Genomic DNA, 14,943 nt, shown 5'->3' with positions numbered 1-14,943 from the left:
ACAATGGCGTCACGGAATAAAAAGGTGCTCTTCATATCATCAGTGGGCGGACACCTGACACAGCTTTTACAGCTGAAACCGTTATTTGAGAAATACGACTATCATATTATTACCGAGAAATCAGTGATTACTGAGGAGTTAAAATCCCAGTATCATATGTCATTTCTCGTATATGGTGCAAGGAATTATCCAATTAAGTACTTATTCAAGTTTTCGTACAATGTCATCATGTCCTTTATTTATTTCTTTAAAATAAAGCCGGATGTCATTGTCACGACAGGTGCGCATACTGCCGTGCCTATGTGCTATATCGCAAAGATGTTCGGTAAAAAGGTCGTTTTTATTGAAAGCTTTGCAAAAACTACAACACCTACGCTATCGGGAAGAATGGTGTATCCGATTGCCGACTTATTTATCGTGCAATGGGAGACGATGAAAGAGCATTATCCGAAAGCGGTGCATGGGGGTTCAATCTATTGATTTTTGTTGTGTTGGGCACCCATGAGCTGCCCTTTAAGCGATTACTTGAACAAATTGAAGAACAAATAAAAGCCGGGCGGATCAGTGAAGAAGTCATTGTACAAAGTGGTCATACTTCATTTAAAACAAAAAATATGAAGATGATTCCTTTTATGTCCTATACGGAGATGGAAGAGATGTACGATAAAGCGTCTCTTATTGTGACACACGGCGGGACAGGCTCGATTACTACAGGCATTAAGATCGGCAAAAGAATGATTGCTGCGCCGCGTCTGAAGAAGTATGGTGAGCATAATGATGATCACCAGCTTGAGATCGTCGGGCAGTTTTATGACTCTGGTCATATTCTCGAGTGGAATGATGAACAGGATTTTGCTGAAGTGCTTGAACAGGCAAAAACGTTTGAGCCGAAGCCGTTTCAAAGCGGAAGAGTAAAGATCCTGTCTATTCTTGAGGAGTTTATTGATCAAAATTGAATGGATGAATCATATGAAATCATTTACACCACGTCAGATCGCAGCAATTATCGGCAGTGTGGCAGTCATTAACCTGATTGCCAGACTGATCGGTTTTCTGAGGGAAGTAGCCATTGGTGTTCACTTTGGCACGAGCGCAGAGGCTGATGCGATTATCGCTGCCTATACGATTCCGAACTTTATTTACCTTGCAGCAGGCGGCGCGCTGACCACTGCTTTTATCAGTGTTTATACGCATGAAGCTGATCAGGGTAAAAGAAAAGCGGCATCCGTTATTTTTACATATACAGGTCTGGCAGCAGCAGGGTGTTCGCTGCTCTTTTTTTTAGTACCTGATTTATTTATCAGTCTGTTTTTTGGCGGGATGGACGGTGACACGCAGGCACTGACAGCTGATTTGTTCAGAATCATGGCGCTTGGTACGTTCTTTTTAACGGTATCTATGCTCTTTACCGGCTACCTGAATGCCAACAGGTTTTATAAAGCTTCAGCACTCGCACCGCTTTTATTTAACATTGTGTATGTAGGCGGGGCAGTCGTGTTTATGCCTGTGATTGGGATTGATGCGTATGCCTGGTCGGTGCTTGCAGCGGCTGTGCTGATGTATGGCTATTTGTTGACAGAGTTGAAAAAGCGTCACCTGTCACTTGGAACTGCTTTTAGCGGCGGGTCTGATGGACTGATGAAGAGGTATCTCTGGCGTGCGCTGCCAATTTTAATTGGCGGGGCAACCATCCAGCTGTACTTTCTGCTTCAGCGTGTTTTTGCTTCCGGTATGGGAGACGGAACGATTGCAGCACTGAACTATTCATCAAAGCTCATACAGATCCCTCAGAGCATTCTCATCACAGCTGTTACCACTGTCCTGTTTCCATTGATCAGTCAGATGGCTGTGAAAAAAGAAACGCATGAGTTACAGCAGATGTACACAAAAGGGATCACATATTTGTGTCTGCTGATTATTCCGGCATCAGTTTTTGTTTATTTTCATGCAAATGCCTTGATTGGAATTGTGTTCGAATATGGTGCCTTTAGCAGTGAAGATTCTGCTATTACAGCCGGCCTTCTTCAGATCTTTGTAATTGGCATGACGGCGCATGCACTTAATGTGTACCTGACAAGATTCTTTTATGCGCATAACCTGAACTGGCTTGCTGTGTGGATTGGCGCGATCAATGTTTTTGCTGTTAATATTAGCGTGATCTTCCTGTTAACCGGAACGATTGGTGCCGCGGCTATTGCCTGGGGAATGACGATCAGTGGGCTCACACAGCTTGTGATGCTTCTCGTAATGGCAAAGGTGAAATTGGGGCTGGTTCCGAATGCTGGCAAACCACTCATGAAGATCCTTGTTTTATCTGTTGCATTAGGGGGTATTTTTAATTATATGCACGTATCTAGCGGATTACTTAGCCTCATCTTATCCGCAATGATCCTCGCAGCAGGCTACCTGGTATTAGTCATATGGACAGATCAGTCGAAGAAGTTATTGAATAAAATAAAGAATTTAGTTAAAGGTCATCGATGATTCTGCACAGCTGGTGATTGGAGCGGAAGGCGGTGACTCCAGCGGGATAAAACGTACAGGTGAGACCCCGCAAGGCGAAGCCTGAGGAGGTCTAATGGAGCAAAAAAACGGCCCATCCACTTGGAAAGCGTCCGCCTGGAGCGGAAATCACCAGCCAACTTCAACAGAAAAAATAAATTAGAAAGTGAAACTTATCCCCGGTTCAATCGTCTGTTCAATGAAGAAGTGGTAGGACCAACGATTTAAAGTTTGGGAAACTGTTCTCTTTTTATGACAACTTGTGCTATAATCTGCATGGAAAGTGAAATCAATCATTTTCCATTTATGAAAGCGGACCGTTTTCGAGGAGGAAACTTATGATTTTTTTAACGAATCTGCTGATCGTCTTTATCAGCTCGATTATTCTAACACCGATTGTAAAAAAACTTGCCTTTAAAATAGGCGCTACTGATAAACCGAATTACAGAAAAGTCCACCAGAAGATTATGCCAAGACTCGGAGGACTGGCGATTTTCCTCAGTTTTGTGATTGGATTTGTGTTGATCAATCCGCAAAATGAAGCTGCTTGGCCGCTGCTTTTCGGAAGTATCATCATTATTATTGTCGGCGTGCTCGATGATATGCGTGAACTTTCAGCAAAAGTGAAGCTGCTTGGTCAAATTGCTGCAGCACTCGTTGTTGTTCTTGGAGGCATTCAGCTTGAATATATCAACCTGCCGTTTGGCGGCCAGCTTGAATTCGGCTTGTTCAGTATTCCGATGACAGTCCTTTGGATTGTTGGTATTACAAACGCAGTGAACCTGATTGACGGACTTGATGGACTGGCTGCAGGTGTATCTTCTATTGCACTTGGGACAATCAGTCTGATGGCCCTGCTTGACGGAAACATTTTCGTTATGGCAATCGGCATGCTGCTTTTCGCAAGTGTACTCGGATTCCTAGTCTACAACTTTCATCCGGCAAAAATCTTTATGGGAGACACGGGGGCACTATTCCTCGGATTTGCGATTTCAGTGATTGCCCTGCTTGGGTTCAAAAACGTAACAGTGATCTCACTGATCATTCCAATTATTGTGCTTGGTGTACCGATCTCTGATACATTCTTTGCGATCTTGAGACGTTTTGTTAATAAGCAGCCATTATCTGCACCTGATAAAAACCACTTGCACCACAGATTGCTGGCACTTGGTTATTCTCATAAGCAGACTGTATTGATCATCTATGCGATTGCTGCAACATTCGGAATGTCTGCACTGATCTTCTCGATGTCTACAGTATGGGGTTCAGTATTAGTGATCGGTGTCATGCTGATTGCAATTGAGCTTTTTGCAGAGAGCATCGGACTTGTCGGGAAAGATTACAGACCATTAATGAAATTAATGCGCGTGAGGAATGCGCGGGAATAGATAAAAAAGTTGAGACGCAGATGTCTCAACTTTTTTTGTGGATGAAACCGGCTTGCTGCGTGACAGGCGGATGCTTTCCAAGTGGTTAGCCCGTTTTGTGGACCCGGTGAGCCTCCTCGACGCTTTGCGTTTGCGGGGTTTCAGCTGTCACGCTTCTCCTGCTGGAGTCTCCACCTTCCACTACAATGAACCTCAGTTTATTTTATAGAAAATGGTTGTGGCAATATATTATTTTAATTCACTACACTGTAGACTTATCAATAAATAAAAGATAGATATAAAAAAGAGCGCCGGCTGGGCGCTCTTTTTGTTACCATTCTGAGTCTTCATCTTCCTGAGCTGTTTCACTTTCGCTGTACGTGTTGTCTTCTGTCAGGCTTGATGACTCATCGTTTGAGACGAATGATGAGAGTCCCAGGTGTTCGCGCAGGTCAGCGCGGACTGTTTCGAGTTCATCTTCATAAGCTTCATAATAGTAGACACCGTCATACATAACGCCTTCACCAGCCAATGTGTGCATATCAACTGACAGGTTAGAGTTCAATGCGTAAGACATAAATGCTCTCATCTCTGAGAATCTCATATTTGTTTTCATATTGTCGCCGACTGCATCAATCACATCAGCGTAGCGGTTAATCGAACCGGCAGATTTTGCTTTATCAAGAATCGCGTCAATGACTTCCTGCTGGCGTTCGCCGCGGGCAATGTCACTATCCATATGTCTTGAGCGGACAAAAGCAAGTGCTTCTTCACCATCTACTGTCTGACGGCCTTCTTCAAGGAAGATCGCATCTTTCTGGTCATCCGAGTTCATTTCATACATATTAAATGGTACATCCACTTCAACACCATTCAGTGCATTTACTACATCCATAAATGCATAGAAGTTCATACGTACATAATAGTCAACCGGTACATCAAGCAGTTCTTCAACAGCTTCCATTGAAGCCTTAGGTCCGCCGAATGCGTGTGCATGATTGATTTTATCTTCGTAATCCACTTCAGGAATGTAAGCAAGTGTATCACGTGGAATACTTGTCAATTTGACTGATTTATCATCATTATTTAATGTAGCCAGGATAATCGCATCTGTACGTGTTGTGCCGTTTTCAAATCCGGCAGCTTCTTCACGCACGTCACTTCCATCTACACCTAAAAACAGGACGGATACATTATCAACATCAGGATCAACTTCTTTTTCGCGAAGTTCTGACTGGTCTCTTCCTTCAACTTCTTCGAAAGAATCATCAGCCACATTTTGAGCTTTTGTATACAAATAGCCACCGTATACTAGCCCGGATACAGCGATTAAAAGCAGCGGGATACCCACCATCAGCATCATCTTTCTGATGCGCTTTGCTTTCGCCTTTTTCTTATACGTTTTTCTGTCCATATTTCGAGTGGCTCCTTTACTCGGGATTTCCAAATCATGATCTTCGTTTCTTATGACCGGGAAAACCTGTCATAGAGCGGCAAAAGAATCGCCAATCTCTATTTTACTTGTTTTCCCGCTATCAGTAAAATGAAACTTTCATTACAATTGTCGATTATTCAGTTACAATTTGCTCCCGGTAAACCATTTCACCCTGTTCAATGACAGCCTGCCCGTTCGTCAGTTCTGTCATCCAGGCTGTAAAAGAATCAATGTCATCTTCTTCAACATACGTTTCAACTGCTACATCTTCAAGATAGTGAATCTCTTTTAAAGGATATGGAGAAGAGCGCACTTCATTCTCGACTTTACCAAGCCATGTGTAATCCATTTTAGACGTCATGATTCTATTTAGTGACCGTTCAACGATTCCTGCTGCTTTTAACCCTTCAGTAACCGACTTGCCGTATGCACGGATCAGACCGCCGCCACCAAGCTTAATACCTCCGAAGTAACGCGTCACCACAACAGTTGTGTCCTTTAGACCCTGTTTCTTTAGCACTTCAAGCATCGGGACGCCTGCAGTCCCGGACGGCTCACCGTCATCATTGGCTTTTTGGATCAGATCGTGTTCTCCGATCATATAGGCTGAACAATTGTGATTGGCGGAAGGATGTTTCTTTTTAATTTCCTGAATAAACGCCTGAGCCTCTTCTTCTGTTTCAGTGCGTTTTGTATAGGTGATAAAGCGGGACTTTTGAATAACGATCTCACTTTCACTTTCTCCCGCGACGGTTAGATACTTTTTAAGCATATTTTGCTCCTTTATCTGTGTGTTTGTTACACAATTATAACAAGAAACGTGCTCCTGCGTCATTTTTTGCAGAGATGAAATAAAGGTGAAATGTCATATGCGTCATTTGTAATGCAACTTTAATATCGCGACAAAGTGATGATGTTATAATAGATAAGGTCTTATTTAATAAACCGGGGCCAAAAAGGTATCTTAAAATAGCTTCTTTTTTGAGTAATTTCGACATGTTGCGGTGGTAAAGTTTATTTACTACAATACTTTCAATTTTACTGGTTTAACAGTATAATTTTTTGTAAAGACATGTATACGAGAGAAAGGAGTCTGCACGTGTCCGCAAATAGTATAGATACCCAGGTACTCGATTCGATACTGGGTAAAATGATAGAGACTGTGGACCAGAGTAAATCAGAAATTTTTGAAATCGGTGAGCAGACACGCAATGAGTATGACTGGCTCATTTCAGAGCTTGGTCTGATACGTGAAAAAATTGCAAGTGTGATCTATACAGGTGACGATCTTGAAAGGCGTACTCGGTTTGCAAGGAAGCGCCTGGCTGAAGTCAGTCATCATTTCAAAGACTTTTCTGAAGAACAGGTCCGTCAGGCATATGAGACGGCGCATGATCTTCAAATGAAACTCTCGGTTAACAGACAGGAAGAAAAGCAGCTGCGTGAAAGAAGAGACGATCTCGAACGCCGCTTACAGAACATGGTTGAAACCATTGACCGGGCTGAAAATCTTGTGACACAAATTACTGTTGTACTCAGCTACCTGAACAGTGATTTAAGAAAAGTCGGTGCAGCGCTTGAAGATGCAGCGCAGAAACAGCTTTTTGGGATGCAGATTATTGAAGCCCAGGAAGAAGAACGTAAAAGACTTTCCCGGGAAATACACGACGGTCCGGCTCAGATGATGGCAAACGTACTCATGAGATCCGATCTGATCGAACGTGTATTCAGAGATAAAGGCACTGAAGAAGCTATCAATGAAATCAAAAGCTATAAAAAGATGGTCCGCTCAGCATTGTCAGAGGTACGGAGAATTATCTACGACCTTCGACCGATGGCGCTCGATGACCTTGGTCTTGTTCCCACCCTCAGAAAGTACTTAAGTACGATCGAAGAGTATAGTAATGGTGCTAAGTTATCATTTAAGCAAATTGGGGAAGAATCAAGATTAGATCAAAAATATGAAGTCTCGCTCTTCAGACTGATTCAGGAAGCCGTTCAAAATGCGATTAAGCATGCAGAAGCGCGTGAAGTCAGTGTGAAAGTCGAGATACGTCCGGATTGCGTTAATGCAATCATTAAGGACGACGGTAAGGGATTCGATCCTTCAGAGAAAAAGCAAGGCTCATATGGCATGATCGGAATGAAAGAAAGGGTTGAACTCGTATCAGGAAAGATGCATGTTCAATCCAAACCAGGCGAAGGTACGACAATCAGTATCAATGTACCAATTCAAAGTTAAAGATTGAGGGGGAACCTAACATGACAAAGATTTTAATTATTGATGATCACCAGTTATTCCGTGAAGGAGTCAAACGCATTCTTGATTTTGAAGATACGTTTGAAATCGTAGGAGAAGGCGACGATGGTTCTCAGGCAATCGAGCTGTACGAAACACATCAGCCGGACGTTGTACTGATGGATATTAACATGCCTGATGTAAACGGCGTAGAAGCAACAGGCCAGCTTGTGAAAAAGCATCCTGACGCAAAAGTCATTATCCTGTCAATTCATGATGATGAGAACTACGTATCACATGCTCTGAAATCAGGTGCACTTGGATATATGCTGAAAGAAATGGATTCAGAAGCACTGATCGAAGCAATCAAAACAGTTGCTGACGGTGGTTCTTACCTGCATCCGAAAGTAACAGTGAACCTTGTAAACGAATTCCGCCGTCTGGCAGAAGCAGAATTCACTGGTAACTTCCAGCAGATGGAAGTGCGCCGCCCGCTTCACCTGTTAACAAAGCGTGAGTGTGAAGTGCTTCAGATGCTTGCTGACGGTAAAAGTAACCGTGGTATCGGTGAAGGACTGTACATTTCAGAAAAAACGGTTAAAAACCATGTAAGTAACATCTTACAGAAAATGAATGTAAACGACCGTACACAGGCTGTTGTTACAGCGATTAAGAACGGCTGGGTAGAAGTGCGATAATTGTTAAGTGAGGCTCCGTCTTTGAGGCGGGGCTTTTTTGTGCGGTGATGGGGGCGTGTGGTTGTCACTGTTGCAGTGTTTTGGCTGGTGGCTGTTGTGTTTTGCCTCACAGCTGTAGGATACACCCGGGTTTACTGTAGTGAGACCACCCATGGTTGTAGTGAAACGCGATTTAGCTGCAGTGAGCTCCCGCATCGGTCGCGGCACCACGTCCTCCTCATGCCTTTAAGAAACCAAAAACTCCGCCCGGATCAACGGCGGAGTTTGATCTTATTTACGTCGTCTCGCAAAGTCTACAAACTTGAACTTATCAAGTCTATGACGCGATTCTGTGTACTGGAAGATTGATGTGTCTTCAAGGTGTACAAAGTTTTTAACGAGTACGATATGGCTGTAGCCGTCGAGGTCAAGCAGCGCGCGGTCCTCATCAGTTGCAGGCTCGACTGTGATCTCTTTTTTCGCGTAGGAAATGTTCAGCCCGAGCTGACCTTCCAGATACGCATAAATGGAGTCTGCACAGATCTCTTCTGTTAAAGACGGAACCGTTGTCTGAAGCAGCCAGTCTTTATCAAGAATCACACGCTCACCCTGAATCGTCCGTGCACGGACAACCTCCCACGTCAGTGCGTGCTCAGGACACTCAAGCTGATTTGACAGCCAGTCTTCCGCTTCAATCAGTTCAAGCTTATGCACAGTCGTCTGGATATCACGCCCAAGCGACTGCTGTATTTCTTTAAAGCTGACGAGACCTGTAACAGGAAACGTCATTTTACTTATATCAAGAACGAGGGAGCCTTTGCCCTGCATTTTCTGTATAAAACCGTTTTGCGATAAAAGTGTAAGCGCTTTCCTTATTGTCTCACGTGATGTATTAAATCGCTCACACAGTTCGTGTTCAGAAGGGAGTAACGAGTTCGGCTCGAAAACCCCATTTTTTATTTCTGAGGAGAGTTCTTGAAAAATGTTCATATATTTATTTGTAGTTGCCATATATATCACCCTTGTTTATTGTATCATATGGGGGGACAGGATTTTAGTGGATGGTCCAACATTTTCATATATCATATGTCTTCAAATACCGCTGGCTCTTTCCGTGGAGGGCTGCGCTTTCCTGCCCCCGGGCGGTGAGCTTCCTCAGGCTTCGCCTTGCGGGGTCTCACCTGTCCCTTCCTGGGGCGGGAGTCTCCGCCCTCCACTCCAAGAGCCAGCTGATATGGTAATGATTAATGGGGTTAATACATTATAAATTTAGACTTTGTTATAGTCAGATGTTATGTCTGCACAGCAGATGATTGAAGCGGAAGGGGGCGACTCCAGCAGGAGAAGTCGGACAGGTGAGACCCCGCAGAGCAAAGCTCGAGGAGGCGGGATAGAGCCACAAACCGGTGCACCTATGCGGAAAGCGTCCCCTTGCAGCGGAAATCATCAGCCAACTTTAACAGAGTATATTTTATAAGTAGAAAGGACGGTTTTAATGAATAAGCTTTTTAAGACAACACTGGCTGCCGGTCTGCTTGCGGTTGTGCTGGCAGGATGCAGTGACGAAGAAAGTACGGATACAAATGCAAATTCAGCAGATGATGGTCTGACAGGAGAGGGGCAGGAAACGCATGCGCCTGACAGCAGCACCCAGTCAGAAGAGGGTATCGTATTCGACGAAGAAGGTAATGTTGAAAGTGCTGAAGTACCGGCAGAAGCAAAAGAAGAGATTATGGCGGTATTCGATCAGTATATCGAAACCTTTAATAATAAAGATTTAGAAGGCTATATGGATCTGCTTTTATTTGGGGAAGATTACTATAATGAAGAGGAAGAACGCGAAGCGCTTGAAGAAGTGTTCACCCAGTTTGATGTACAGAGAGAGGTTGTTGAGCAGACAATCAGCGGCTATGAAGAAGGGTCTGCCGAGGTGTTTTCAAATATGGAACTGACGACGACTGATCCGGCGTCTGGAGCTGAAGTCACAAGAAGCGGTCGCCAGGTGACAATTATGAAGGAAGTTGAAGGCGAGTGGAAAATCGCTTCGATTCAGTTTATTGCTGCACCTTAAATTCATCTCTAAAAGTGGGCGCTAATCTGCGTTTCAGGCGGATGCTTTCCGGACGGCGGTCGCTGAGCCTCCTCAGTCTTCGACTTGCGGGGTCTCAGCTACCCGCTAATCGTCCCGGAGTCCCCGCCTTCCACTCCGATTAGCGCTGTGAAAATAGATTCATGGACTATGAGAAATAAAGTTTTTTGTTTCAACGGTTAATCACGTCAATGAATGCATCTCAATTAAGAGGTGCATTTTTCCATACATATCGACATAATTTCCCGGGAAATGGAGTTGGATTGGTTTGAAAATTATTCGTGCTGAAATATGGGGGATTCATCTCCCCCTTAAAGAGCCGTTTGTCGTATCATATGCAAGGTTTGAGTCCATGCCTTCTATTATTTTGAAGCTGACGACAGACACCGGCCATGAGGGTTTTGGTGAGGCAGTGCCTGATGAACATGTGACAGGAGAATCGTTTTATGGGTCATATGCGCTGTTGGAAAAAGTCATTTTACCTCAGTTAAAAGGGCTGTCTCCTTTTCAAATCGAAGAGGTTCATCACCGCATGAATCTTGCGCTTAAAGGAAACCCTTCGATCAAAGCGGCGGTGGATATTGCGTGTTATGATCTGATGGGTAAAATCACAGGGATGCCTGTTTATGACCTGATCGGCGGAAAAGCGCATGACTCTTTGAGTTATCCGAAAGTCATTTCGATCGGGTCATCTGAAAAAATGAGTGAGGCTGCACTCGCTGCACTTGAAGGCGGCTATCAGCATTTGAAAATCAAGCTGAGTGGAGATGCGGTGTTTGATATTCAGCGACTGCAAGCAATCAGGTCCGCAGTTGGTGAAGATGTACCGATCCGTGTGGATGTGAATCAGGGCTGGGGTACGTATGAGACAGCTAAGCGAGCGCTTGCTCAGTGTGAGGATCTGAACCTTGACTGGGTTGAACAGCCGCTTGTGCCTGAAGCTTTTGCTGAAATGAATGAGCTGCGCGGATCAACGAAGACGCCGCTTATGCTCGATGAAAGTATCTGTTCAGAAATAGATCTTCAGCGGGCAATCAATACCCGCGCTGCTGATAAAATTAATTTGAAGCTGATGAAAAGCGGTGGCATTTACCCGGTCATCAATATGGCTAAAATTGCTGAGTCAGCTGGACTTAAGTGCCAGATTGGTTCGATGGTTGAGTCATCAATCGGATCGGCTGCCGGTTACCATGCAGCGATTGCCCGTAAGAATATTGAAACGACTGAGCTCACCGGACCGCTGCTGTTTTCTGAGGATCCGGGTAATTTAACGTATAAGATTCCGTTCGTTCATTTAGCGGAAAAGCCTGGACTTGGTGTTGATGTGGATGAACAGGTTCTTGAAAAGTTAAGTGAGTGTCATAAGATTGTGGAGGTGTGAAGGGATGAAACTTGAACAGATTTGGCAGGATCTTCACGGACTTGCGGAGATCAGTTTTAAAGAAGTGAAGACGACTGATTACATTGCAAATACGCTTGAGCGGGCAGGCATTCGCGTGCAGCTTTTCAAAAAGCACACCGGGTTAATTGCTGAAGTAGGAAGCGGTGAGCCTGTGATTGGACTGCGTGCGGATATTGATGCATTGTGGCAGGAAGTGGACGGTAAGATGCAGGGGAATCATTCTTGCGGGCATGACGCGCATATGACGATCGGGATCGGAACGCTTTTAGCTTTAAAAGAAAAAGAAGATTCATTAAAAGGGACATTCAGATGTATATTCCAGCCAGCTGAGGAGCAGGGCAATGGCTCGCTTGCTGTCATTAAAAGCGGTGGGGCAGATGGATTAAAGATGCTGTTTGGCGTACATCTTCGTCCAAAAGAAGAGCTTTCATTCGGTGAAGCCGCGCCGGCCATTTCACATGGCGGCGGTATTTTCTATGAAGGTAAAATTACGGGTAAAGACCTTCACGGGGCACGTCCTCATCAGGGAGTAAATGCGATCGAAGCAGGGTTTGCACTGGCTCAGCAGATGCATACTGTACGATTGTCGCCGATGATTCCACACTCTGTAAAAATGACGAACTTTCATGCAGGCGCTTCAAACTATAATATCATTCCGGGTTCAGCAACATTTGCACTCGACGTGAGGGCTCAGACCAACGAATCGATGGCTGAACTTCAGCGGCTGATTGAAGAAAAGGTTGCTGCAATGAGCGGGATGCTTGGGGTGAAAATTGAAGGGGAGTGGGTCGATTACACGCCGGCAGCTGCGATCAATGAGGATGCAGAAGCCATCATGCGTGAAGCGATTATTACGGAAATGGGAGAGGAATCATTGCGACCGCGCGTTGTCACACCAGGCAGTGACGATTTCCATTACTACACAATTGAAAAGCCTGAACTGAAAGCAGTTATGCTCGGCCTTGGATCAGACCTCACGCCGGGACTTCACCATCCGGATATGACATTTAACCATGATTGTCTGGAGCAGGGCGTGCGCGTGATTACGCGTGCAGTTGAGATGGCGATGGAAGGGTAGTAGAGGGTCAGAGCCGGTACTACGCTCTGACCATCGGGTGCGGGGTTCACTGCAACCAGATCGCGTCTCACTACAGCTGGTGGCTGTCTCACTGCAACAAATCCGGGTGTATCCGACAGCTGCAGAGCAAAACACTTCAGCTGCAAGCGAAAATACTACAACTGAGGCCCGTGCATGCACCGCGAAGCCGCTCTGAATGCCTTTAGGAAACAGGACCTTAGTTTCTTAAGGGCATTAAGAGGGAGGGGCGCTGCAACGGAACAGTCGGATACGACACTCGATTGTGCATATACGACCTTCACCGGCGTATATATGACCTCCAACCCGGGTGTATTGGACCGTCGCGCGGTCACATACGACATTCGTGGGCGGTGATGCGACCGTCGCGCCAGAAAATCCGCCCGCACCACACAAAAATCCGCCCGGGACTCGACGGCCCCGGACGGATCTTTTTCAATCAATTACTTCTTATAATGAAATACAATCGACTCATACGGTCGTAGCGTATAATGCGCCGCATCCCCATTTACATCGCTGTAATTCTGAATTAATACGTCAGGACGCGTGAAGCCTTCCAGCTTTTCAGCCAGTGACTCAGGCATCTCAAACACTGTTTCCTTTGCATAATAGTTATTCACCACAAGCAGCGTCTCATTTTCAGTACTGCGCGTGTAAGCAAAAATGGCCGGATGATCTGCCAGCAGCAGCTCATAGTTGCCGTCAGTCAGAATATCATGATCCTTGCGCAGCTGAACAAGCTTCTGGTAGTGATAAAAGACTGAATCGCGGTCTTCCAGTGCAGTTTTTGCGTTATGTTCTTTGAAATTTTTCGCAACTGGAATCCATGGTGTACCGCTCGTGAAGCCTGCATGCTCAGTATCATCCCACTGCACAGGCGTACGTGAATTATCACGCGATTTCTGGCGCAGGATCTGAAGAATTTCCTCTTCGCTCTTACCCTGTTCAAGCAGGATATTATAAATGTTCAGTGACTCAACATCACGGTATTCATCAATTGACGTGAATTTCGGATTGGTCATCCCAAACTCCTCACCCTGATAAATGTAGGGAGTACCTTGCATCATGTGCACGGTTGTCGCAAGCATTTTAGCAGACTCGCGGTGGTATTCACCATCGTTTCCATAGCGTGATACAACGCGCGGCTGGTCGTGATTGCACCAGAACAGCGCATTCCATCCGCCGCCTTCATTCATACCGACCTGCCATGTTGAAAGAATGTCTTTTAACTGAAGGAAATCAAAATCAGCGACTGTCCACTTTTCACCGTTTGGATAATCCACTTTTAAATGATGGAAATTGAACGTCATACTCAATTCTTCGCGTTCAGGATTTGAGTATTTAATACAATGATCAATCGTTGTGGAAGACATTTCCCCAACCGTCAGCAGGTCATGCTTTGAAAACACTTCCTGATTCATTTCATGCATATATTCATGCACATGCGGACCGTCTGTATAGAAGCGGCGTCCGTCACCGTCACCTGTCTCATCAGGGAAGTCCTGATTTTTTGATACAAGGTTAACCACGTCAAGGCGGAAGCCATCCACGCCTTTTTCAGCCCAAAAATTCATCATATCGTAAATTTCACGGCGAACCTTTTCATTTTCCCAGTTCAGATCAGCCTGCGTTACGTCAAAAAGGTGCAGGTAGTACTGGCCGCTTGCTTCGTCATACTGCCACGCATTACCGCCAAACTTCGATGCCCAGTTCGTCGGCTCAGATCCATCTTCCTTCCCGTCTTTCCAAATATAGAAATCACGGTACTCATTGTCTTTGGACTTGCGCGACTCAACAAACCATTCGTGCTCAGTAGAAGTGTGATTCACAACGATATCCATAATGATGCGGATATCACGCTTGTGAGCTTCTTCAAGCATACGGTCGAAATCTTCCATTGATCCGTACTCTTCATGAATCGAGAAGTAGTCGCTGATATCGTACCCGTTGTCACGCTGGGGTGATTTATAAGGCGGAGTCAGCCAGAGGACGTCGACCCCAAGTTCATTCAAATAATCAAGTTTCTCTGTAATCCCGTTCAGATCTCCGACACCATTACCGGTTGTGTCATTGAAACTCTTTGGATAAATCTGATACACCACTGCTTTTTTCCACCAGGGTTGCGCCATGTGAATG

13 protein-coding genes are annotated in these 14,943 nt (G+C 45.1%); 9 read left to right on the top strand and 4 right to left on the bottom strand.

Going from position 1 to position 14,943, the window contains the following annotated elements; all coding sequences use genetic code 11:
• Positions 1 to 3: 3 nt before the first annotated feature.
• From pssD to KP77_RS13575, 4 genes are all read left to right on the top strand, one after another.
• Positions 4 to 480, top strand: a complete 477-nt coding sequence (pssD, locus tag KP77_RS13590) for a PssD/Cps14F family polysaccharide biosynthesis glycosyltransferase (RefSeq protein ID WP_041123272.1) — start codon at positions 4 to 6, stop codon at positions 478 to 480.
• Positions 477 to 956, top strand: a complete 480-nt coding sequence (gene pssE / locus KP77_RS13585; protein WP_041123271.1) for a PssE/Cps14G family polysaccharide biosynthesis glycosyltransferase — start codon at positions 477 to 479, stop codon at positions 954 to 956. The genes pssD and pssE overlap by 4 nt, the downstream gene beginning before the upstream one ends.
• The gene (gene murJ / locus KP77_RS13580) at positions 943 to 2,484 is read left to right on the top strand and encodes a murein biosynthesis integral membrane protein MurJ (RefSeq protein WP_052474226.1); all 1,542 of its coding nucleotides are present in this window, start codon (positions 943 to 945) and stop codon (positions 2,482 to 2,484) included. Before pssE ends, murJ begins: the two co-directional genes overlap by 14 nt.
• 356 nt (positions 2,485 to 2,840) lie before the next feature.
• Positions 2,841 to 3,890 carry a glycosyltransferase family 4 protein gene (locus KP77_RS13575; protein WP_041123270.1) on the top strand — a complete coding sequence of 350 codons (1,050 nt, stop codon included), beginning with the start codon at positions 2,841 to 2,843 and terminating at the stop codon, positions 3,888 to 3,890.
• Between the two features lie 310 nt (positions 3,891 to 4,200).
• Here the strand turns inward: KP77_RS13575 and KP77_RS13570 are convergent, their stop codons facing one another.
• Positions 4,201 to 5,283 (bottom strand): LCP family protein, encoded by a 1,083-nt coding sequence (locus tag KP77_RS13570; protein WP_041123269.1) that lies wholly within the window; start codon positions 5,281 to 5,283, stop codon positions 4,201 to 4,203.
• Between the two features lie 154 nt (positions 5,284 to 5,437).
• Positions 5,438 to 6,076 (bottom strand): YigZ family protein, encoded by a 639-nt coding sequence (locus KP77_RS13565; protein ID WP_041123268.1) that lies wholly within the window; start codon positions 6,074 to 6,076, stop codon positions 5,438 to 5,440.
• Positions 6,077 to 6,403: 327 nt separating this feature from the next.
• Between KP77_RS13565 and KP77_RS13560 the strand changes: the two genes are divergently transcribed.
• Both KP77_RS13560 and KP77_RS13555 read left to right on the top strand, forming a co-directional pair.
• Positions 6,404 to 7,546 (top strand): sensor histidine kinase, encoded by a 1,143-nt coding sequence (locus KP77_RS13560; RefSeq protein WP_041123267.1) that lies wholly within the window; start codon positions 6,404 to 6,406, stop codon positions 7,544 to 7,546.
• A gap of 20 nt (positions 7,547 to 7,566) precedes the next feature.
• On the top strand, positions 7,567 to 8,241 hold the full coding sequence (locus tag KP77_RS13555; RefSeq protein ID WP_041123266.1) for a response regulator: 675 nt from the start codon (positions 7,567 to 7,569) through the stop codon (positions 8,239 to 8,241).
• A gap of 270 nt (positions 8,242 to 8,511) precedes the next feature.
• On the opposite strand, the gene treR is transcribed toward KP77_RS13555, so the two are convergent.
• Positions 8,512 to 9,231, bottom strand: a complete 720-nt coding sequence (gene treR / locus KP77_RS13550) for a trehalose operon repressor (protein ID WP_041123265.1) — start codon at positions 9,229 to 9,231, stop codon at positions 8,512 to 8,514.
• Positions 9,232 to 9,715: 484 nt separating this feature from the next.
• Between treR and KP77_RS13540 the strand changes: the two genes are divergently transcribed.
• The 3 genes from KP77_RS13540 to KP77_RS13530 all read left to right on the top strand — a co-directional run bounded on the left by KP77_RS13540 (position 9,716) and on the right by KP77_RS13530 (position 12,789).
• Positions 9,716 to 10,291 (top strand): hypothetical protein, encoded by a 576-nt coding sequence (locus tag KP77_RS13540; protein ID WP_041123263.1) that lies wholly within the window; start codon positions 9,716 to 9,718, stop codon positions 10,289 to 10,291.
• A gap of 286 nt (positions 10,292 to 10,577) precedes the next feature.
• The gene (locus KP77_RS13535; RefSeq protein WP_041123262.1) at positions 10,578 to 11,690 is read left to right on the top strand and encodes a mandelate racemase/muconate lactonizing enzyme family protein; all 1,113 of its coding nucleotides are present in this window, start codon (positions 10,578 to 10,580) and stop codon (positions 11,688 to 11,690) included.
• 4 nt (positions 11,691 to 11,694) lie between these two features.
• A complete protein-coding gene (locus KP77_RS13530; protein WP_041123261.1) occupies positions 11,695 to 12,789 on the top strand; it encodes an amidohydrolase in 1,095 nt (364 codons plus the stop codon).
• Positions 12,790 to 13,250: 461 nt separating this feature from the next.
• Here KP77_RS13530 and treC read toward each other — a convergent pair whose 3' ends face one another.
• Positions 13,251 to 14,936: an alpha,alpha-phosphotrehalase gene (gene treC / locus KP77_RS13525; RefSeq protein WP_041123260.1), complete on the bottom strand. Its 1,686-nt coding sequence runs from the start codon at positions 14,934 to 14,936 to the stop codon at positions 13,251 to 13,253.
• Positions 14,937 to 14,943: the final 7 nt, after the last annotated feature.

It is taken from the genome of Jeotgalibacillus alimentarius, assembly GCF_000829445.1.
GTDB classification, from domain to species: Bacteria; Bacillota; Bacilli; order Bacillales; family Jeotgalibacillaceae; genus Jeotgalibacillus; species Jeotgalibacillus alimentarius.
This window is presented reverse-complemented; position numbering and strand designations above follow the sequence as displayed.